The sequence below is a fragment of the Cellulophaga sp. F20128 genome (assembly GCF_023015805.1).
Classification (GTDB): domain Bacteria; phylum Bacteroidota; class Bacteroidia; order Flavobacteriales; family Flavobacteriaceae; genus Cellulophaga.
In genome coordinates this window covers 163,720-185,139 of the sequence record NZ_JALKBA010000002.1, presented here as the reverse complement: position 1 = coordinate 185,139, position 21,420 = coordinate 163,720, and the positions used below count along the sequence as shown (strand labels likewise).

Here is a 21,420-nt window from a genome sequence, read left to right as displayed (position 1 = left end):
TCCCATCTGAATAAAAGGATATTCTTATCGTTTTATTTATGAACCAACTTAGATTACTGGTAATTATCTAATCCTCCAACTTAAAATTTTATAGTTTCACTAATTAAATTTTCCTTTTCAATTTTTTGCCAATCAAATCTAACAGATACACCATCTATTTCTGGCAAATGAGCTTTTCCTTCCTTTATAAGTGGTTGAACAGAATAATAGGGTTCCATTGGTTTTAGATATGGTATCAAATACTCACACATAGCCTCTTCCTTTTGAGCAGCTATTAATTGTGCGTTTACATTTGGAAATGAACCACAACTAAGTGTAAGTCCGTTAGTTGTTGCTATTTCACAAACGGTATTAAATTCATCAATTGAAATCATATTATTTCCAATTGGCTGAAAATGACCAATTCCTGCTTTCAGTAATGATTTGAATGGATAAAAGGTTCTTTCCGATTCACCGTATGATATGCAAAGCTTTGTTTTTGATGTTAGTTCTTGCATTCCTTCGATATCTGCAGAATGAATTGGCTCTTCTAGCCAATCAATATTAAAATCTTCAATGCGGGAACAGAAGTCCACTGCCTGTGAAACTGTTAATGCTTGATTTAAATCAACTGCCAGTCGAATATCATTACCCAAGGCAGTTCTCACCTTTTCTATTCGCTTAACATCTTCCTTTAGGTGAGTTCCAAAGTCACCCGCTGCCTTCATCTTTATCACGTTATACCCTTCTTCTTTAAAGCTCAAACATTCTTCAACAAGCTCGGCATCTGTCAATCCAGTACTGCCTCCTGATGCATATAATTTGGCCCAATTTCTTGTAGCTCCTAAATATTGATGCAAAGGCATAGATGCTCTTCTTGAAGCTATATCATAGAACATCCGATCTAAATACCCCAAAGCTCTTGCTGCTTCACCTCTAAATCCCTCATTTCTAATGCTCCAAAACATTTTTATATATAAATCCTTATATAAGGTATTCTTAGATGCTAATAAAACCGGTGCAAAATGTTGTTTAAATATAGAGATACAAGACAAAGGAAACTCTACTTCCCCTAAAAATCCACTTTCATCTATTAAAGTGAGTATTGTAGTTTGGTAAGAACTAAAAGGCCCCATAGTTGAGTCGTAAAAGGGTCTAGGAAATACTATTGGCTTTAAAACCTTGCACTGTATTTCCCGGATTGAAAAGCGTTCATTAAGAATCTTATTTGTATTCATGAAATTATATATTTATTATTTTATGTATCTTTTCTAATAGTAAATTGTCTAGTGGCCCCATTTTTATATCACGTATGGTTGCTTCTAGCTGTTGTAATACGGCTGGCCCAATGACCATTCTATCAATGTTATTGCTAAACAACAAATACCGATGTGCCATAGTCGCCAATGTCATATTATTTTCCACTGCCAGTAACTTTAATTCACCAGCTTGCGCTATTGTTTTTAATGGCAGCCACGAAGGCGGGTCTTTTGCATAGGTTTCTAAACGGTTTCCTAACAGCCCCATCATTAAGGGGCTACCTTCATATATTTTTAAATGGTGTTTTCTATAAAACGGAAAGTCTTCCTTTAGCGCCTTTTGTTCCACTAAATTATAGCCATTGAAATCCATTATTACATCAAAAAGTCCTTGTTCTATAAAGGGTCGTAATAATTTAGAAGGTTTCCCTCCCAACCCTATTTTTTTGACAGAACCTTGATCCTTAAAGAACAGTAAGGTATCAACAACCCCATGGATAGCCTCTGCTGGAATTAGTTCTGGCTCATGTAAAAAGAGTAAGTCAATAGTATTTCTATTCAAGCGTTCTAGACTCGTTGCTAGACTAGACTTTATGGTGTTTATTTTATAATCGACAAGATTTTGTTCATCTGCCCGACCTCTAAGCTTGCCTATCTTTGTACTTAAAAATAGATCTTCCCCTTTCCATTGCTGCAAGGCACGGCCAACAACTAATTCTGCGTCCATATACGCCGGTGCCATATCTAAATGCGTAATTCCTTCTTCCAACGCATAAAGAATTGCTTCTACAGACTGATCCAAATCAACCGGGCGCCAAGCACCACCTAATCCGGCAGTCCCTAAAGTAACACGTTCTATCCCTTTTAAATCGACTTCCATTATCGTTTCTTAATTATCACTTTTAAATTCATACATTTTGTCCATTGCTACCCAAGTTGCACCTTCATTGGCACCAGGTATTCCTTTTTGATAGGTCGCCATAATCGCATTCCACTCCGTAACCCGAACTGTGTGTAATTCTTTTGTTTTTCCGATTTTGTCAAGATCTGTTCCCTTAGGAACTTGTATAATCATAGTAACATAGTTCTTAAAGCGGTACATACGAATACTTTTATACCCCGCCGCCTTAAACCCAGCTTCCACCTCTGGCCAAACCTTTTCATGGAATTTTAAATATTCCTGAAGTTTAATAGGATTATCAACCAGCTGAACGGCATATACATATTCATCAAAATGAGTTGCATTTTCTTTACAACCATTAGTCATAAGCAATCCCAAGCAAACTACTGTGAGTTGTATCATTTTTTTCATCCTTTTCTTTTTAATTAAAAAACACATATAGGCTTATCATTATTATTGATATTATTAACCACCCACCCCACAAATAGGTTGGCGATAACTGTAATTGCTCATATACTTTAGTGAGGGGCGAAAACTTACTTTTTTCAGTTTCGTTATTGGTCCACAATGAAATTACAATCATCAGAATGGCTAAGAAGGCAAATAAATAGAAAGACATTAACATATAAGGCGGAAAAAACCCTTGGTAAGGAAACGCTCCTAAATCTGCAACAGCTACACACAGGCAAAGTACAAAACCAACTATTAAGGTGATGTTAGCTGCTTTAGAGGTTGCTTTGCTCCATAATGCCCCAATTAAAAACACAGCAGACATGGGTGGCGCTAAATAACCAATGATAGATTGCAACAACCCAAATAAATCCTTATTTACATTGTCTAATAAAACTGATAGAATAATAGCCAAAAATCCCCCAAAGAGCGTTACCCATTGCCCTACTCGTCGTTCTTTAGATTTTGAAATTCCTGGGTTTATTTTTTTCTTGTAAATATCCAAGGTAAACACCGTACTTAAAGAATTTAAACCTGAATCAACTGTACTAATCAAAGCCGCTAAAATAACAGATATGGTAAGCCCAAATAACCCTGCTGGCAAGACCCCCATTGAAAGTCTAAGGAAAGCTTCATCCGGATTTTCTAAGGTAGGAAATAGCAAAAAACAAACAATTCCCGGAACAACAAAAATAAAAGTATCTAAGATTTTTAATCCAGCTGTTAGTAAAATTCCTTTTTGTGCAGATTGTATACTTTTTGCCCCCAAAGCCCTTTGCACTATGGTTTGATCTGTACACCAAAACCAAATTCCTATCACGGGATATCCTAAAAGTAAGGCGTACCATGGATATACTTCATCAGAAGCAGGCAATAACAATTGCCAATAATGATTGGGTGTTGATTCCCATAAAACTTGTACTCCTCCTACGGCATCGATTCCTAAAATTAATAAAAACAATGAGCTTATAATTAATAAAATCATTTGAAAAGTATCGGTATAAACTACAGCAGTTAAGCCCCCCGCAATGGTAAAACTCATCGCAATAACCATGAGTACTGTAACAGAAACCCAAAGTGGCCAACCTAACATTTGACTAATAATAATTCCTCCTGCATACAAAGTCCCACCCAGCCAAAGTATCAAAATAGAAACCAAGGCATAAACGGCTACAATGTCGCGTGTAGTTTCATTAAAACGAAAGCTTAGATATTCCGGTGTTGTATGAATTTGGGCTTGTAGATAACGTGGAATAAAAACTCTAGATAAAAGTAAAAGAATAGGAAATGCCAACCACGAAAAATTACCACCAACAAGTCCCGTAGAATAGGCTAAACTTGTAGTTGCTATTAACATAGAAGGGCCTACATTGGTACCCCACATAGACAAGCCTATATTGTGCCATTTTAATTCGCGACCACCTAAAAATAAATCCCCGCCATTTTGATCCGATTTTTTACTCGCCCAAAACCCTATACCCAACAAAACAATAAGGTATCCTATAATAACAATATAATCTAGATTGGTAAGGTTTTCAATAATATTCATAATGACTATTTTTATTTACACATAATAATTCTACAACACCCTTACTGTGAATCACCTTTACTCTGAATAATTGCAATAACACTTAGTTAAATTATTTTAACCAATTGCCGTTTATACTTTGAAAAAAGTTACACCAACTTATGATCATCAGATTTGGATGACTTCAATAGTTTCATTCAAATTCGTAGGAAATGTAACCCTATCTCCTTCAAGGGTTTCGGCCTTTTTACCATTTCGCACCAACAGCACCTTTTTATTTGGCCATGGATTTATTATTGTACATGGCCTTCCTTTTTCACTCTTAATTTTGACTTGGTTAATAATGCCATCATTTAATTTGGCAGATACCAAAAAAGCACCCCATGTTCTTAGGTTATTAAAACTCGCATTTTGATCTTTGGGAAATACACTAAACAAACGAATTACATTGCCAGCACTCATGCAAAGCATTTCATTGAGTGCATTGGTTACGGTACAACTATTTTCAATTCCGTGTGGGTTGTTCTGCTGAAACCCATTAGGATAGGTGTGTTGTGCATATTTACGTAATTCTGTCATAATTTTTTGAGGGTTATAGCCAACACGTACAGCCGCGGTAAAAAAACTACTGCTAGTATTGCTATCATGCCATCGTTGCATTTCATCAATCGTATTCTGAGCAACGACCAACAATTCCTGGTCACTATCTAGTGTTATAGCATTGGCAGGGTATATTTGCTGAATCCCTAATCCATTACCACTCCACCATGCTACGCCTTCTTCCGTATAGCGGAATACTTTTTTACCGTTTCTTGTTTGGACAGGAAAATCGCTCAATTTACTTAAAATATTTTTCCATCCTTCTTGTTGGTCTTCATCTACCTTTAATGTAGTACTTAAGTCGATTATTAAATCAAATGCATTACGGAGGAGCCCAAGTGATAAAATAGGGTTTTTATCTTCTCCGGATCCCTCATGGATAGCATCGCCATAAATCACATATCTGCCATTTTCAAACCTTAGATAGTCCTCCCAAAAATTGACAACTGCTAAGGCATATGGGTAAATTTTTCTACCATAGTCGGTATCGTATGTACTACGCCAATATTGAGCCATGTTAATTAGTCCATAGGCAGAATTAGAACGTTGTCCAAAAAACAAGCCTCCTTCTTCCGTATCCTTCGAATTATTATGAGCGGGATGATTTTTAGTAACATCAGTGCCTAAGGGACCAATACCCACGGGATACAAAACACCTCTGCCATGGGTTATTTGTTTTGCATAAGCTTCTCCTTTTGCCATAAAATCGATTAACGGAGCATCATGTGGCTCCCCTTGTTCTAATCTATTTGCAGCATAAAGGCCATAAAAAGGGGCTTCAAAATTATAATTCAAGTGATAATCGCCATTCCATCTAGGCCTATCTGTAGTTGTCCACCCAAATATTCCTGGCGGAAATTTAAGATCTCGACTACAAGCAGCCATCGTATAAAGTCCTTGATAATACGCCTTCATTAAAACTGGATCAGAAATGGAAATCGAAGACATACTCCAATAGGTATTCCACCACTTATTATGTTGCTGAAAGAGTTTTTTGGTTGCCTTATTATTCGTTTTTGCTACCTTACCTACAACATATTTTAAAGGATCATCCTGCTTAAAGGTACTTTCAACGGCTATGGCAATCACTAATTTTTTTCCAACTTCTAGCGTTACATTATTTTCCTTATGATTATTAATTTTTAAAGCAACTGCTACTTTTGTTGGTATATCTACACTATCAACAAAAGCTCTGGTAAGCCAATGAATACCCTTTGCTTTCCCTTCTTTCACTTCCGCTCTTTTATTTTCTGGCACGCTTAAATTAATAGAAACCTTAGTCGCCTTATCTATCGCTTCCAATTCAATAAACAATAAGTTATCTGTTGCAGACACCCAAGATTTAGATTTAATGGTTTGCGCACCATTATTTAGCAAACAAGTGGTGAGTCCGTTTTTGATAGATTGCTTTGCAGAAAAATCAGATTCATTAAAACCGTCTATTTGAATATCAACAAAACTAACAACGCGAGGCCCAGATAGATCATCAGATTGCGACCGTAATCTCCAAAAATCATTTTTAGACAAGTAGTAACGTAATTTATTTTCTTTATATCCTACACTCATGGTTACATCGCCATTTCCCATCAATGGGGCATCAATAGCCACATTATTTGGGATGCGCGCGGGTGTCTCCGACCAGCTATTATGAAGCGAATTAATTTGTTTTATGGAGGATGATTCGGTTTGAGCAAATGCCCCAATGCTACAAAGTAGCATTAAAAAACTTAATTTAATTCTCACCATAGATTTATTCATTATATGCATCTGTTATACCTATCAATTTAGTCACAAAAAAGCCACTCTATTTTATTCCGTTTCGTGTTCGTATTAAAACCTTGGCACTTACAATTTCGCTACCAGTCCTTATTTGGAAAATTTTTCATTTCCATAGTAAGTTTTCCTCCTTTGATCAGTTCTTTTTGCGGAAATTTCCATGTATTTAACTTTTTCCCATTTAAACGTATGGAATGAATGTATTTATTTTCTCGAGAGGCATTTTTAGCTTCTATTACAAAGGTTTTTCCTCCGTAATAGGTGTCACTAAGATGAAGGGTTACCTTTTCAAACCTAGGGCTTCCCAATTCATACTGTGGATGTACAGCAGCACCACCATCCATTTGAAATAGACCTAGCGTGCTCATTACGTACCAAGCACTCATTTGTCCTTGATCTTCATCCCCAGGGTACGCGTCGCGAGGCCCCATTCCATAGTATTTTTCTTGAATAGCTCTCGCCCATTTTTGAGTTAGCCATGGTGCATTGGCATAATTAAAAAGGTAACACGATTGCATATTTGGCTGATTCCCGTGATTTATAGGGTATTTCGAAAAATTATCACCCAAAGCATTAAAATTTACTTTTTGAGACTGAACCATTGCACTATCCAAACGCATCACAAAACGTTCCCTACCAATTGCACCTACTAACCCATCCATATCTTGTGGTACAAACCAACTAAACTGCCATGCATTTCCTTCAACAAAACCTGGCGTACGGTATGGACTAAAAGGCTCATGCCATGTACCATCGATATTCTTTGGTCTCATAAATCCAGATTTTGAATCAAAGATATTACGCCAATTTTGAGAGCGACTTAGAAATAACTCATAGTCACTTGTATGACCTAGAGTTTTTGCCGCTTGCGCCAGACACCAATCGTCATAAGCATATTCTAGAGTATTTGAGGCATAACTCTGATAAATATCGGTTTGCAGGGGCACATAACCATACTTCAAATAAGCGACAAGGCTTTCGTTTCCCACCCTACTTCCACCACTATGTGAATTTTCGGGAATTGTTGTTTGTATATGGCGCATTGCTTCATACGCCTTTTTATAATCAAAATCTTTGATGCCTGCATTCCAAGCCCCTACAATCCAAGGAATTCCATGTTCGGCAACCATAACACTGGTATATTCACCACCAAAAATACCTTTAGGCAACCACCCTCCCTTATCATAAAATTCCAACAAACTTTTAACTTGCATTGAAGAAAATTCAGGAGCAATAAGTTGATTGAGTTGCTGTACATTCCAAAAGGTATTCCAAAACTCTCCTGAACAAAGGCGTTGATTTGGGTCCTTGAATGTTTGGATATCTTCATTCATATCTACCCATTGTCCATTTACATCTCCCCAAGCCACTCTACCCGACAATGCTCTATAAAAATTGGTATAAAACTTAACCTTCTGTAAATAATCATCCGATTCTATTTCTATCCTACCAAGATATTCATTCCAAACGTTTTTTTGCTTTTGGACAACCTTTTCAAAATCCCATCCAAAAGGTGCTGAAATTTCCTGTTCTAAATTTAACCAAGCATTTTCCGTGCTGACCAAAGAAATAGAACTACGGACCAAAATAGTATCATTGGCTTTCGTTTTAAAATTTAGAAATGCTCCTGTTTTTCCGGAGCCCTTTACTTCTTTTACATTGTCAACAATAGATTCGTACGTAAGGCCATGCCCTAGGTTTTTAAGTGATTCTGCCTTATCAGTCCAGCCACCCATGCTTTCAATAGGTTTATTAAACTCCAAAACAAAATACATCTTATAGTCTTGGGTTAGCACATAACCCGTTTTATCACTAATATGATGAACATACCCTTCTATTTTTTTATCACTTATTTGGGTTATTATTGTTTCCTTATTTTGATAACTATATTCAGCATTTGGGAAAGCATCTATTAAGATCCGGGAAACATCAGATTCGGGAAAAATATAGCGTTGAAAACCTGCTCGTGTAGTGGCTGTTAGGTCAACATGAATATTGTAATCCGTTAAATCAACACTGTATTTACCAATACCTGCCTTTTCTGTTTTTTTGTCAATGCGAGAGCGGTAACCAAGATCTGGATGGTGCTCTGGTCCTGGCTGTGTTTGCAAAAATCCAACAGTTGGCATCATAAGAAAACCAGACATTGTCCATTCTTGGGTATGGTTGAATCCAGAAATATTTTCAATTTGATATTCATACCCCGCCTTCCAAACTGTAGCCTCGTTATTGGGCCCTAATTGAACCATAGGCATAGGGTTTCTTGGTCCAGGGGTAATCATCCAGCGAGATCCACTAGTCCCCATAAACTGGTCTACATAATCGGCATAGGTAATTTCCTTTTGAGGGGAACGCACTAGTATTTCATTAAATTTTAGTTTTCCATCTATATAAATACTAACCTTAGACTCCCCTTTCGTTTTAACGGCCGGTACATAAAACTCTAACACGCTGTGACCAGCTTCCATATTTTTATGGAATTCTTTTCCATCAACAATTACACGTATTTCAGCAGGCTCTTCTTGTTGCCGAATGTCTACCAATAAAGCTTGACTGTTTTTTTTATTGGAACCAATTTCAAAAGTGGAAAAATCCACAGCTTTGATTATTGAATTTCCAGGATTACCTAGCCCTATCCCCTCTGGGCCCACTAATGAAATTGCATCAAAAACACACCAATTCCCTGTCATATTCTGAAAGACAATTTCATTATTGCCTTTTTTAAGTTCAGTTGCAGGAAATGAAAATGATACTGTTTGCGGATTAGCGCTTATATTTTCCGGGAGGCTACCCGATTGCCCTACCAGCAACTGGCGGCTGTATGCCTTTCCGTTTATTACAGCACGAAATAAGGGTGCATTTTTAGAACTCACTTCTAGAATATGGACAACAAGCGTACAAACCCCTTTCGTAGTGACTTTGTCTAATTCAAAATAAATAGGCAATTGATGTAATGCCAAACCGGACCAGTAGCCATAACCAGCAAAACTGTCCTTAGGTCCTGGCAGAATAAATGGCCAGTCTTCTGATGTAGTAGAATTACCAACAACATAGTAGCGATCCTTTCCGCCAAAACCGCTGGAAACAAAATCCATATAGGTATTAGAATTCAAGGCAAACTCAGCGGCTGAATCATCATGTATTCCTATTCCCCATATGGGTTCTAAGTCATTGGTTTGCGCTTGTAACGCATATTGGGAAGAACACCCTAAAACAACAAAAACGAGGGCAATAATTTTTTTGAAGTTGCTGATATTATTCTTTTGTATTGCAATTGTTTTGTACGGTATAGAAACAGGTGTATTTAAAACACACCTGAATTTATCAAGCAAATATTTATCCGTATACCAAGTAAAATTCATAGTTATTACAATCTTCTATAGTTAAACAGTTAATACCCGCCTTCTATGTCTCTAGTTAAATTGATTGCAGGGCCTCTCACCTTATCAACCACCTGATAGAGTTTCCAATGATTATTATCAACCTCATCCAACTCCCAATTTCGATCTGGTTTTACCAAAAGTTTTTTGACATCACGAGGAAATGCATTGGCTGCTCTTGCATTTTCCCAGGTTCTTATGGCCTTAAAAATGGCATCCTTTTCAGGACAACTTTCCACATCTTTCTGACTTAATTTTAAACTATATGTCATGCCAATCCCTACCGAAATTGCCTGAATGTGATTATACTCTTCTACTGTAGATTTTGCTGTTATTGGAAAATTACCCCCAACACTAACTGGAAAATAGTTGGCGTATGTTACATCTCTAAGGTCTTTACCTTGGCTAGTAGCACTCCCCCATTCTCTAGTTTCTAAATCATATAAGTTTTTTCCTCCACCTACATTCCAAATGCTCTGGTAATGCCAAGAACCTTCAGATAAGGTAGCTCCCGTAAAACGGATTGGAGCCATACCATGCTCTTCGGCTCTATCAAACATATTTTTAAAAAATCGTTTTACAGAATAATATCCATGGCCATTGTTAAATAAAAATTCTTGTCCATCAAAATCGTAATAGCCCAAATTATTGATATACGCTACATCAGCATAATATTTTGCGATTTCTTCCTGAAGTTCCCAATTGGGTATTAACCCATCATAACCATAATTGATTGTAACTTGCAGTTTGTAAATGGTGTCATTGGTTTTATGTTCTAACGGTGTTGTGCCCCAGTAGCCACGTTCAACATTTAAAAGGCGATAGGGTTCTTCTTCAGATACGCCTAAATAATGAATAAGCTCTTTCCCAATTTTTATCATATTTAGATTTTCCGCATGTCCTTCCCAACTGCCAATTTCTTCCATATATTTTGGATCATCTATAATAATAATGGTATCAGTTTCACTTATATTTTTCACCAACAACCGTTTCTGTTGGTAAGCCAAACTATCGCTCGGAATTGGACTGGCATCCTTGGTGCCAGGAGCTAATGCATTTGTTATTGGTGTTCTCCCTATAGTAATATTTTTTTTCGCCGCCAGATCTCCAAACTCTTTATGAGAAAGGTTTCCTGAAGTCAGTTTTAATGGTTTCTTCTCGAAATTTTTACCATCTAAATACCCCTCATTTCCACGATCTGGTCTTATAAAACCTTGATCGTACAAACTAATAGTTTTAAAGCCTAACCTTGACGTATACGAAATAATACTATCGTACAAATTACCATAGGTAAGTGCATCAGGAACATAGGCTGCGGGATCTTTGGCCCATTTTCCATTTATTGTTGGATAAGGAAGGTTTTCTGCAATAACAATTTCTTGAATCACATCCTTTAAAGCCGTGCTGTCTGGACTTCCCCACAATGCCACAGACGATCCTATAAAGTCAACACCCGGAAGTGGTTGCACTTCCAAATGATTTGGAATATTGGCTGGCATATTGGGTATTAATGAAAAAAACACTTCTCTTTTAGTAGACCTATCCCTTGAGTTATAGGCTATAGAAATTCTTCCTTTTTCATCAACTTCTGCAGAATTACCGTATACAATTCTATAATAAGGTTCTTTGTGGGCATAGAATGCCACATCACTTATTCCATTTCCCCCTAATGTAAAAACCTGACCTTCATGTAAATCATCTGGTAATGGGTATTGAATGGAATCTGGAGAATGGATTACATATTGAAAAGGTGCAGCATCAGCAATGGTCTTAGAATTTCCGCCTAGCGTATTATCATTTAGAGCGAGCATACCGATGGCATAATTAACAGTTTCGCTAGTATCACGAGCTACACCAATAATTTCACCAAAAAGATTGGTGATATTGGTATGAATGGCTCCCCACTGTACGCCTTCAATATCCTTTCGTTCGGTTAAAGAAGAAAGCGTAAATTTAAGATACTTATCCTTGGGCTCTACACTAATTTCTGCTACTGAATTATTTTTATAGGTTAATTTTAAAAGACGCTCAGATGAATTATAATCTGCAGCAATAGGCTCTAACATACTATCTAATTTGCTGTTGTACAAAGACAATAACGGAGATGGTTTGTCTACCGGGCTAAATTCTCGTGCTTGTGGTTTTGTAATATCCTTCAAACTATAAATAAACCCTTGCTCGTTTATACTAATGTCTAAATAGTTAGTATTAAAGTTGGTTGCCCCTTCTCTAGAACAACTTATAATTAATAAAGTTAAAGCTATTAAAAGCAAACTACTTTTGTAATTAATCATAAAGGTACTCCTCTTATTAAATTGAATAAAGATGTTCATTCGGTTGGCTAAAATGCTTAATATGGCTGTCATTTTTTTGATATATTTTATACTTAATTTATGTTTATCTTTCGTTTTACAGTGCTCTAGCCTCAATAAAACCATATGTTTTAAGAATTTACAAAGGATATGTTTGAGTTGTCCATTTTTTTTAATTGTTCCGATAATAGGATTGCAATAAATAGCACTCCATTTTTCTTAGTAGGTGTACTTTATATAAACCCAAGCTGTAAGGTTTTGTACTATTTAATAACAACACTTTAATTAGGCTTTCAAAATCAAAATTCTATTTACTCATAAAATTCCACTGTAAAGCGCCGTAAGACCAATTACTTTCAGATTTTAAATCAGCAATAGTTCCCTTTAATTTACCGTTGTTTTTAACTGTTTTTAATATTTTTTGCGAGTACGCTCCCTTCTCATAGTCATAGGATTCCCCATCGTCGTCATATAAAATAAATTCATTAGGAGTATTACCATATACACGAACTTCTAAAGTTGTATTATTTCCCCATTCCGATGTATTTCTAATGGGCTTCATCATTGGAATAATAGCGCCCTCTTTTACATACAACGGAATTTTATCTAAGCCATGATTCGCTGTAATAATACCTCCATCACCTACAAGTTTACCCGTATAAAAATCATACCATTTTCCCTTTGGCAAAACAACTGTTCTTGTTTTTTGACCAGCAAACATTGGAGCCACCAAAATACTTTCTCCCATCATGTACTGATCTTTAATTTCTTTTTTTAACGCTGCAACATATGGGTTCTCGGTAGAATTTAAATCGCCTTGTTCAATCAATTCAGGGATATGCGTAAAGCCTTCTTCCATAGCCATAGCTCTAAATGGAGGAGTTCCCTTGAAATAATAATCTGAAAAAGTAGTATAGATATAAGGCAATAACTGCATTCTTAAAAAAGCAACATCCTGACAATATTCATAGACTTCTGGATATGACCAAGGTTTGGTACCGTCTGCCCATGCATTTATCATTGCCATCGGTGAAAAACAGACCGATTGCATGCGTCGTATCCAATCTTCTGGAGAACCTGAACTTCTAACTTCTGGCGTCCAAAGCACGCCAGCGAAACTACTGTTAATTAAGGCTGTTATAAAGTCTTCATGCTTGTAATAATCATTGTAAAGAACATAAGGTAAAGAAACGGAGCCTACATTTCCGGCTCTAACCAAACCATAGGTTCTTGTGTTTTGTTTCCTATACAAATCGGCACTCCACTTTTGAGTTAATGTACCATAAATAGAACGCATAGTTTCGCCATCTAATCCCGATGGAAATTGCGCATAATCTGGCCACAACCACCTGTCGAACCCATCTACTTCATCAATTTTAAGACCACTAACACCTACTGAAACTACATTTTTCTCAAACTGTTGAGTCATAATTTCATGTGCCTCAGGCACTAAAAAATCAGGAACAATTCCAGTCCATACCGTATGAGTTGCCGTAAAAGGTTTAATTTTTTCATAAATAGAAGAACTTGGAGAAACATACGGATTAATCCAAGAGTTTAAATGAATCCCTTGATTTTTCATATCCTCAACGAATATTTTCGGATTAGGAAATCGTGTATTATCCCATTCAAAAGTACATGGGTATGATTTACTATGCCACCCGGGTTCTAATCCAACAACATCAATGGGGAAATTATTATTCACGAATCCATTTACTTCTTCCTGAACTTCTTTTTCTCCGTATAAAGTAGGGGTTCTTTGCCAAAACCCAAGCCCCCATTTTGGAGGTATAAAACCACCACCACAATATAAATTAAATCGTTGAACGGTTTCCTGAATGTTTTTTCCAGCAAATAATACCAATTCAACCCCTTCATCGGGAATGACCAATTCAATATTATCAGATTTTGGTTGAGGCGTCCATTTTTTATCGGTATTTCTATCTCTAGACACATCTGGATTCTTACTATCTTTGGTAACGCCCGTACCCATATACACATCAATATACTTGGCCGAATTGATTAATAACCCATACCCGTTCGTAGAAACAAAAAAAGGTGTAGGCGCATGGGTTCTACCATTATCTTCACCTCCGTAATGGTCCATATGCAAACGCATAATACGACCTCTTTGCTCTACAGTTTTAAAATTTAAACCCAAACCAAATATTCTTTCACCATCCTCTAAAGGAAGTCTTACATAGGTTTTTCCATTTTTCGAAAATGCCTTTATTTCTGATTTTTCCAAAGGAAAATCTGATCCTTTAATTTTTGACAAAGCTTCTTCTCGGGGTAAAGCACCAGAAGTATTTAATAAATTATATTCTTGAGGAGTATTAACAATAGATTTCCAAACCCCGTTATGGAGATTTGTCCACGATGGACTATCGTTTAGTTCAGTAAGTAAATTATGATGTTTCTTTTGCTCACATGATAACAAGCCAATAAAAAGGCTTAGTACAATTAGTTTTTTTACCATTGTATCGTATTTATAGTTTTCTTAATATCTCCTATTTTTAATATAAGTCGTATTTTTCAAATTTTAATTCATAGCTACTATTTCGGGTGTATCTATGGTTTATAATTTACGCTTGCCTTTTCACTTCCTTCAAAGTACTATCAAATTTAATTTTCAATATGCCTATAGCTGTTTATTTTTTTGAACAAAAATTCACGATCATTTCAGGGCCAGCAACTCTTCCTTTACCTTTATAATCAAACTCTATAAGGTTTTGACCTTCAGTTATGGCAATACTGCCACCCGGAATAACCACTTCATTCTTAATTTGATGATCTTCAGAATACTGCATATACGTATCGCTTCCCTTATTAACAATATAATCACCCGGTTTTAATGTAAATGGCATTACAATTTTTTGAGGCCCCACCTTGACGTAAATGCCATTTACCACCTCTTTGGATAGTTTTGGTAGGCGAATTACAAATTGTAATTTTTGTGCTGGACCAGCACTAAAATATTTCCAGATAGAAGCTGTTGGTTGCCCTGGCTCTGTTGTTACATTCAAATGCTTATAATCTATAGAAACAGGAGCTTCTGAACTACTTTTTAATATGGATGTTGGCAATGTATTTACCTCTTCTTCACTTTGAGAACTTTCACCTTCAGGCTCCCATGACTCAATAAACACCAGTTGTAAGCTATCCTGGTTTTGCTCAAGACCATAGAAGGTATACGGATCGCGAAGTTTTTCCTTTTGGGCTTCGGTAAATAGTCCTTTCATTCTTGCCTCTTCCCACTTTTTAATTTCTGCCAATATGGAACTAGCTTCCTTATTCACCTCTTGAAAATTAGGGCTGATGTAAAAATCGACACCTGCATCATAACCAGTACCCAAGCCCATAACCCATTCGATATCCTTTTTAGTGGTTTTTGCATTGATGCTAAATTGCCCCATTTTACGCGGTAGCAAGTCTTCTTTTAATGCTTTTTGAACTTCTAATCTGTGGCTTAAATGTGCCTCTCTAAAATTATCAGATGTCCAAGGTTCGCCCCAACTTTCATTCGAAAAATAATGCCATCCAAAATGGGTAACATCAGACGAATTAGCAACAATATTGGGATTCTTTAGATTATCATAAAAAACCTTTACAAAACGATCGCTCCCATAGCGTCCATGACCACTTGCTAAACCACCTTCAATACCATCAAAACTAATACGCTTCAAATTAGCCTCATTAAAGAATTTAGCTAGATTTTTAGCCATTTGATCTTGTAGGTTAATATCAGGAAAAAATACTTTATAGCCGTGCGACATAAGTCGACTTACCTGTGCTCCCTTTTTATGTTCAACTGCAATGGTACCAAAAGCCCCACGCTTACAGTCTTTTAAAACCAACTTACCATTGGCCGTTGCAAAAGAGTACTCTATAATTTCATCACCTATTCGAACTGCGGTATGCTCACGCCACCTTGGGTTTACTTTGTCTAAATCCGGTTCGTAATATGCAGGTCTCATCAGCTCATCATGCAATACCAATTCATCATCAGTTACAGATATACTTTTTTCAAGTTTTGTGATTCCAGCCAACACTAAACCCGGATGAGGTTTAGGAGTAACTAAAGGATCGTTTGTAGTTATAAAATTTGTTAATGTATGAGCTCCCAAATTAATTCCGTGCTTTTCTGCCTCATCCGTACACTCCCTTACGGACTGATAACCGTTGGGGAAATCCTTTTCTGAAACCTTAAAAGTTCCCCAAGTTTCAAAAATTCCACCGTGATAGATACAAGTAATACCCGCTTTTTGAGCAATATCAATACATGCATCAATATTATTCACATTAAAGGACATAATAAATTTGGAAGATGTAGAATACTTTGAAGTTTTATTCCATGTATCTCCATTTTTTATATGAGGTAAGTTTTCTTCGAGCACAATTTTCTCTAGTACTTGCGTAAGATTTTTAGAGGGAATGCAATACATTGCAAACTTAGCTCCAACTAGTTCAGCATCGCTATCGTTTACAGGTACTGCTTGTCCTAATTTTTGCTCCCAATTGTCTACAATTCGGTAGTTAGAACGATCCCGCACAAAACCTGTTAAGCTAGCACCACCATCAATCTTCTGAGCGGCATTTCCAAACCTTTCACGTGTTCCAATTTCAAATCCACCACGACTTTTAAGGTTAAGTCCCATAAATCCAATGGCTGTTTGATCATCATATGCGATCCCAATTGATTGCCCAATTTTTTCAGAAGTTAGTACATGATATGGGCCCCAAATTATTTTTTCAATTAATTTCTCACTAGTAACCTCAATAATCTCATAGGTTAGATACTCTTTTTTAGAAGTAACCTTTATACTAATTTCTGCTCCAAGTTCATCAAATTTAAATTGCAACACATCCCCACTACGTTTCCAACTTTGTATAGGATAATCCACACCTTCACTCACAACGGTTATTAGAGAAATAGCAGATCCAGGAATTAATAGATTCTTCCCCGTTTCCTTATCTAATAATTCTGTTAATTTACCTTCTTTGTCTAGGGTGATTTTGAAAGAATTATTCTCAAGAAGTTCCTTGTATTCAGTGTTAATACAGCTAGTTGTAAATAGTACACTTAGTACTATACAAAATAATTTACGCATAAAATTCATTTATTTACTGTTTAAAACTTATTTTAAATTAAAAGAAATCAGAGCAAAGTACCTCTTTACTTTTATTAATTCCAGATGAAAAATTACTACGAATATATTAGAATCAAAAAGTAAAACCTATGGTTATAAACTCAAAATTTCCTAATTTTAGTTGGCGGCTATAAAGCACCTTTGTGTTTAACTCTTGCGTAAAATTTTACCTAAGCTCCCATATGTCTTCAAATTGGATGGAAATCACCCCTACATCCTAAAATTTATATTTAAAGTTTTTACAATAGTATCAAACCAGGGTACGAAACAAATATAAAGGCATTTAAAATCATTTCATTCTAAAATTTAGGCATAAAACAGCACTATATGCTCAATATATTGTAATATTAAGGCTACTAACATCATAAATTTGCTGCATTGCGATCAATACAAGTAGAACAATTTAAACCATCACAGGGTATTTCCTTTGACATTAGCGTTTATAATACCCTAGACTCAAAAGGACCAACTGTCTTGAGAGTACATGAAGATTATGAGTTAACCGTGCTTTTTAATTGTTCAGGAAAAAGAATTGTAGGGAATAGCATCCATAATTTTTATGGAGAAGATATGTTTTTATTAGGGTCCAATCTTCCCCATTCCTTAATAGTGGACAGTCCTGAAAAAGGAAATGCCGTCTGTATTCATTTTACAGAAGAGTCTTTTGGACAAAATTTCTTCAATATTCCACAAAATGCTAACATCAAAAAATTACTTTCCAGAACTTCCCTGGGATGTCACTTTTTTGGTTCTGAAGTTATAGAAATAAAGAAAAAAATGAAATCCATTAAGAGCTTAAGTCCCTTTCATCAGATGATTTGTTTTTTAGAAATGTTGCATACCCTTAGTAACGTAAAGGAATATTCGGTATTGAGTAGTCCAGGCTATCAGCCCACAACAAAAAGAAAGGAATCCAAAAGAATGTCACTGGTCAACGACTATATTTTAGAGAACTTTACCAAAAAAATAACCATTGATGAACTTGCCGATTTAATTAATGTTTCTCCAGCAACTTTTTGTAGACTTTTTAAAAAATCGATGAACAAGAATTTTTCTGAATTTATTACGGAAGTCCGAGTGGGGCACGCCTGTAAATTACTTATGGATTCTGACCTTTCAATTGCAGAAGTATGCTACATGTCTGGTTACAACCATTTAACCCATTTTAACCAAAAGTTCAAACATACAATGAGAAAGACGCCTAAACAGTATCGAAATGATTTTCAACTGGGCTATGAATATTAACCAAATAATTCTTTTCTTTTTTTATTACTGCCCAACACAAAATAGTAGCTTGATTAAAAACAAAGAAAGGCTTCCAATTTCTTGGAAGCCTTTCTTTGTTACTGTGGGCCCTGAAGGATTCGAACCTTCGACCCCCTGCTTGTAAGGCAGGTGCTCTGAACCAACTGAGCTAAGAGCCCTTTTCACTTGTGTTGAAATTAATTTCTCTGCAAGCGAGTGCAAATATAGAATAGTTTTTCATTTACCGCAAAGAAAAAAGAAAAAAAATTAAACAATTTCTGCAACCACAAATGTACTACCTCCAATATAGATAATATCCTCTTTGCTCGCTTGCGATTTAGCAAATTTAAACGCTTCTTTTACAGACGAATAAGATTCACCGTGTAGTGAAAACAAACTGGCCTTTTCTTTGAGCTCATTGGCATCTAATCCTCTTTCTATTTTTGGAGAACAGAAAAAATAAATGGCATTTTTAGGAAACAAGGGTAAAATGGAGCTCAAATTTTTGTCTTTTACAAAACCCAAAACAATATACAACTCCTTATAAGATTGTTTTTTCAATTGAGACATGGTTAATGAAAGTCCTTCTGAGTTGTGTGCCGTATCGCAAATAACAGTAGGCTCTTCCTGTAAAATCTGCCATCTCCCCAACAGGCCAGTATTTTCAACTACCTTTAACAATCCGTTTACAATATGCTTATGTTGCACTGTAAAGCCTTTTAAGTTTTGTAATACTACTAGCACCCCTTTGACATTCTTCTGTTGGTACTCGCCTAACAAGGATGTAACGTATGTTTTCTCAACATCTGTAGCAAAACATATACTTGCATTCTTAGCTGCTGCTATGGCTTTAAAAACGGCCGCAGTTTCTTCTTGATACTCACTCACCACCACCGGAACTCCTTCCTTTATGATGCCTCCTTTTTCAACCGCTATTTTTTCAATAGTATCCCCTAAAAAATCAGTATGATCTAAACCGATATTGGTAATTAAAGAAACTTCTGGAGTAATAATATTGGTAGAATCTAACCTACCACCTAAACCAACCTCAATAATTGCGATATCTACCTGTTCTTGTGCAAAATGATCAAAGGCCATACCAACTGTCATTTCAAAAAATGACAGTTTATTTTCATTGAAAAATTCTTTGTGATTGGTTATAAATTGAACAACCGATTCCTTAGCGATTTTTTTTCCGTTAATTCTAATGCGTTCCCTAAAGTCTTTTAGATGTGGAGAAGTGTACAAACCTACTTTATAGCCCGCTTCTTGCAAAATAGAAGCCAACATATGACTGCTAGACCCTTTGCCGTTTGTACCTGCTATATGAATACTTTTAAAATGATTTTCTGGAGAACCCAAGGCCTTAGAAAACAATTTGATGTTGTCTAATTTACCATTAAACGCTGCCTTCCCTTTATTCTGATAAATAGGAAGTTGCGCAAACATCCACTCCAATGTCTTGTTATAAGTCATTAAGTACAATTAAAATTTATCAAAAATAGTACGAAGTCGATTGTGTTTAAAAATTATTCCCCCAATTTGAAGTTAACAACAACAAAACCTGTTTGCTGACTAGGAGCATTAGAGTCTAAATTCCATTTGTGCATAAAAGCCGTTTTTTTAGCTGGCTCTAACAAACAAGGATGACTATTGGTCGTTCCTTTTACACCGGGAACTGCACTAATTACTTTTCCGTTTCTATCTACAGTTATTTTAACCACAACCCTACCCTCTTCATTGCAGTCTTGCTTTACCTTTCCTTTATTAACTAAAGACCTACCAGACAAGCCATAGCCACCAGAACCACTTCCTGACCCTGGAGCACCATAGTAACTCGTGGCATAAGGATCACCTGCGGGATCACCTTTATCACCAGCCTTATTATCATCTCCTTCTCCACCTTCTACCGCTCCATCAGACTCACTTAGTCCTCCAAAAAGATTATCGACTTGATCTCTTTTTGCCTGCTCTTCTTTTCTTTTTCTATCAGCTTCTGCCTTAACTGCAGCCACCCGTTCTTGTTCTTTTTTATCTGCTTCAGCTTTTGCCTTCTTGGCTGCTACTTCTGCTTTACGTTTGGCTTCTTCTTTTTGTTTAATTACAATAGATTCTTCACTCTCTTGGGTAATTACCTTTTCAGCTTCTTGCTCTACAACAGTTTCTTCTTTTGCCACTTCAGGTTCGGTAATAGGCTTTACCTCCTCTACCTCTTCTTCTACCTCTTCTTGAGCAGTTTTTGGAGGCTGGGATTTAATTTTTTCTTTGGGCTGTACCTCCCCTTTTCCAAAATCCATCTGACCAAAATTAATGGCTATTCCTTTTTCTTCAGGCGGATCCAAATAGGTTAAACCGACATAAAAAAGCAATAGAAGGAATGCACTTAACAATAGTGTTGTAAGTGTAAAAGATTTTTTCTTGTGTTTCGTATCTAATAATGACATTAATTAGGTCGCACTGCCATAATAACTTTGTAATTATTTCTATTGGCGATATCCATAACGTTGACTGCCTCTTTAACAGGTACGCTTTCTTCTGCCCTAAGAATAATTGTAGGTTTATCTTGACCTTTAAGTGCTTTCTTTAATTCAATTTCTATATATTTCCCGTTAATTTTCTCATTGTTTACAAAATATTCCAGATTTTTATTGATACTTACTGAAACATTCTGTGTATTGGTCGATTTCCCCTTTGCTTTTGGCAGCAACAAATCTAGCGCATTGGGAGAATTTGATGTTAGCATAAAAAATACTAACAACAAAAACACGATGTCTGTCATTGAAGACATGCTAAAATCTGGACTTACTTTATTTCTTCCTTTTAACTTCATCTATAGAAAT

Annotated in this window: 13 protein-coding genes and 1 tRNA gene; 1 reads left to right on the top strand and 13 read right to left on the bottom strand. The window is 36.1% G+C overall.

The window, feature by feature from the left end:
- Positions 1 to 80 precede the first annotated feature (80 nt).
- The 9 genes from MWU65_RS02910 to MWU65_RS02870 form a co-directional block, all read right to left on the bottom strand.
- Positions 81 to 1,217: a mandelate racemase/muconate lactonizing enzyme family protein gene (locus tag MWU65_RS02910; RefSeq protein WP_247075610.1), complete on the bottom strand. Its 1,137-nt coding sequence runs from the start codon at positions 1,215 to 1,217 to the stop codon at positions 81 to 83.
- Between the two features lie 4 nt (positions 1,218 to 1,221).
- Entirely contained in the window at positions 1,222 to 2,118 is an 897-nt protein-coding gene (locus tag MWU65_RS02905; protein WP_247075609.1) for an aldo/keto reductase, read from the bottom strand.
- A 9-nt stretch (positions 2,119 to 2,127) separates the two neighbouring features.
- A complete protein-coding gene (locus tag MWU65_RS02900; protein WP_247075608.1) occupies positions 2,128 to 2,550 on the bottom strand; it encodes an L-rhamnose mutarotase in 423 nt (140 codons plus the stop codon).
- A 10-nt stretch (positions 2,551 to 2,560) separates the two neighbouring features.
- A complete protein-coding gene (locus MWU65_RS02895) occupies positions 2,561 to 4,138 on the bottom strand; it encodes a sodium/solute symporter (RefSeq protein WP_247075607.1) in 1,578 nt (525 codons plus the stop codon).
- 147 nt (positions 4,139 to 4,285) lie between these two features.
- The gene (locus tag MWU65_RS02890; protein ID WP_247075603.1) at positions 4,286 to 6,475 is read right to left on the bottom strand and encodes a hypothetical protein; all 2,190 of its coding nucleotides are present in this window, start codon (positions 6,473 to 6,475) and stop codon (positions 4,286 to 4,288) included.
- A gap of 98 nt (positions 6,476 to 6,573) precedes the next feature.
- Positions 6,574 to 9,855 (bottom strand): GH92 family glycosyl hydrolase, encoded by a 3,282-nt coding sequence (locus MWU65_RS02885; RefSeq protein ID WP_247075602.1) that lies wholly within the window; start codon positions 9,853 to 9,855, stop codon positions 6,574 to 6,576.
- A gap of 29 nt (positions 9,856 to 9,884) precedes the next feature.
- The gene (locus MWU65_RS02880) at positions 9,885 to 12,239 is read right to left on the bottom strand and encodes a hypothetical protein (RefSeq protein ID WP_247075600.1); all 2,355 of its coding nucleotides are present in this window, start codon (positions 12,237 to 12,239) and stop codon (positions 9,885 to 9,887) included.
- Positions 12,240 to 12,492: 253 nt separating this feature from the next.
- Positions 12,493 to 14,664 carry a TIM-barrel domain-containing protein gene (locus MWU65_RS02875; protein WP_247075599.1) on the bottom strand — a complete coding sequence of 724 codons (2,172 nt, stop codon included), beginning with the start codon at positions 14,662 to 14,664 and terminating at the stop codon, positions 12,493 to 12,495.
- A gap of 172 nt (positions 14,665 to 14,836) precedes the next feature.
- Complete coding sequence (locus MWU65_RS02870; RefSeq protein WP_247075597.1) at positions 14,837 to 17,296, bottom strand: hypothetical protein; 2,460 nt, start codon at positions 17,294 to 17,296, stop codon at positions 14,837 to 14,839.
- Between the two features lie 417 nt (positions 17,297 to 17,713).
- Here MWU65_RS02870 and MWU65_RS02865 point away from each other — a divergent pair, with 417 nt between their 5' ends.
- Positions 17,714 to 18,580, top strand: coding sequence for an AraC family transcriptional regulator (locus tag MWU65_RS02865; RefSeq protein ID WP_247075595.1), 867 nt, complete (start codon positions 17,714 to 17,716; stop codon positions 18,578 to 18,580).
- 104 nt (positions 18,581 to 18,684) lie between these two features.
- Here MWU65_RS02865 and MWU65_RS02860 read toward each other — a convergent pair.
- The 4 genes from MWU65_RS02860 to MWU65_RS02845 form a co-directional block, all read right to left on the bottom strand.
- A tRNA-Val gene (locus MWU65_RS02860) sits at positions 18,685 to 18,759 on the bottom strand.
- An 88-nt stretch (positions 18,760 to 18,847) separates the two neighbouring features.
- Complete coding sequence (locus tag MWU65_RS02855) at positions 18,848 to 20,056, bottom strand: folylpolyglutamate synthase/dihydrofolate synthase family protein (protein WP_247075593.1); 1,209 nt, start codon at positions 20,054 to 20,056, stop codon at positions 18,848 to 18,850.
- Positions 20,057 to 20,109: 53 nt separating this feature from the next.
- Positions 20,110 to 21,024: an energy transducer TonB gene (locus MWU65_RS02850; protein WP_247075591.1), complete on the bottom strand. Its 915-nt coding sequence runs from the start codon at positions 21,022 to 21,024 to the stop codon at positions 20,110 to 20,112.
- A complete protein-coding gene (locus MWU65_RS02845; protein WP_247075590.1) occupies positions 21,024 to 21,410 on the bottom strand; it encodes a biopolymer transporter ExbD in 387 nt (128 codons plus the stop codon). Before MWU65_RS02845 ends, MWU65_RS02850 begins: the two co-directional genes overlap by 1 nt.
- Positions 21,411 to 21,420 lie beyond the last annotated feature (10 nt).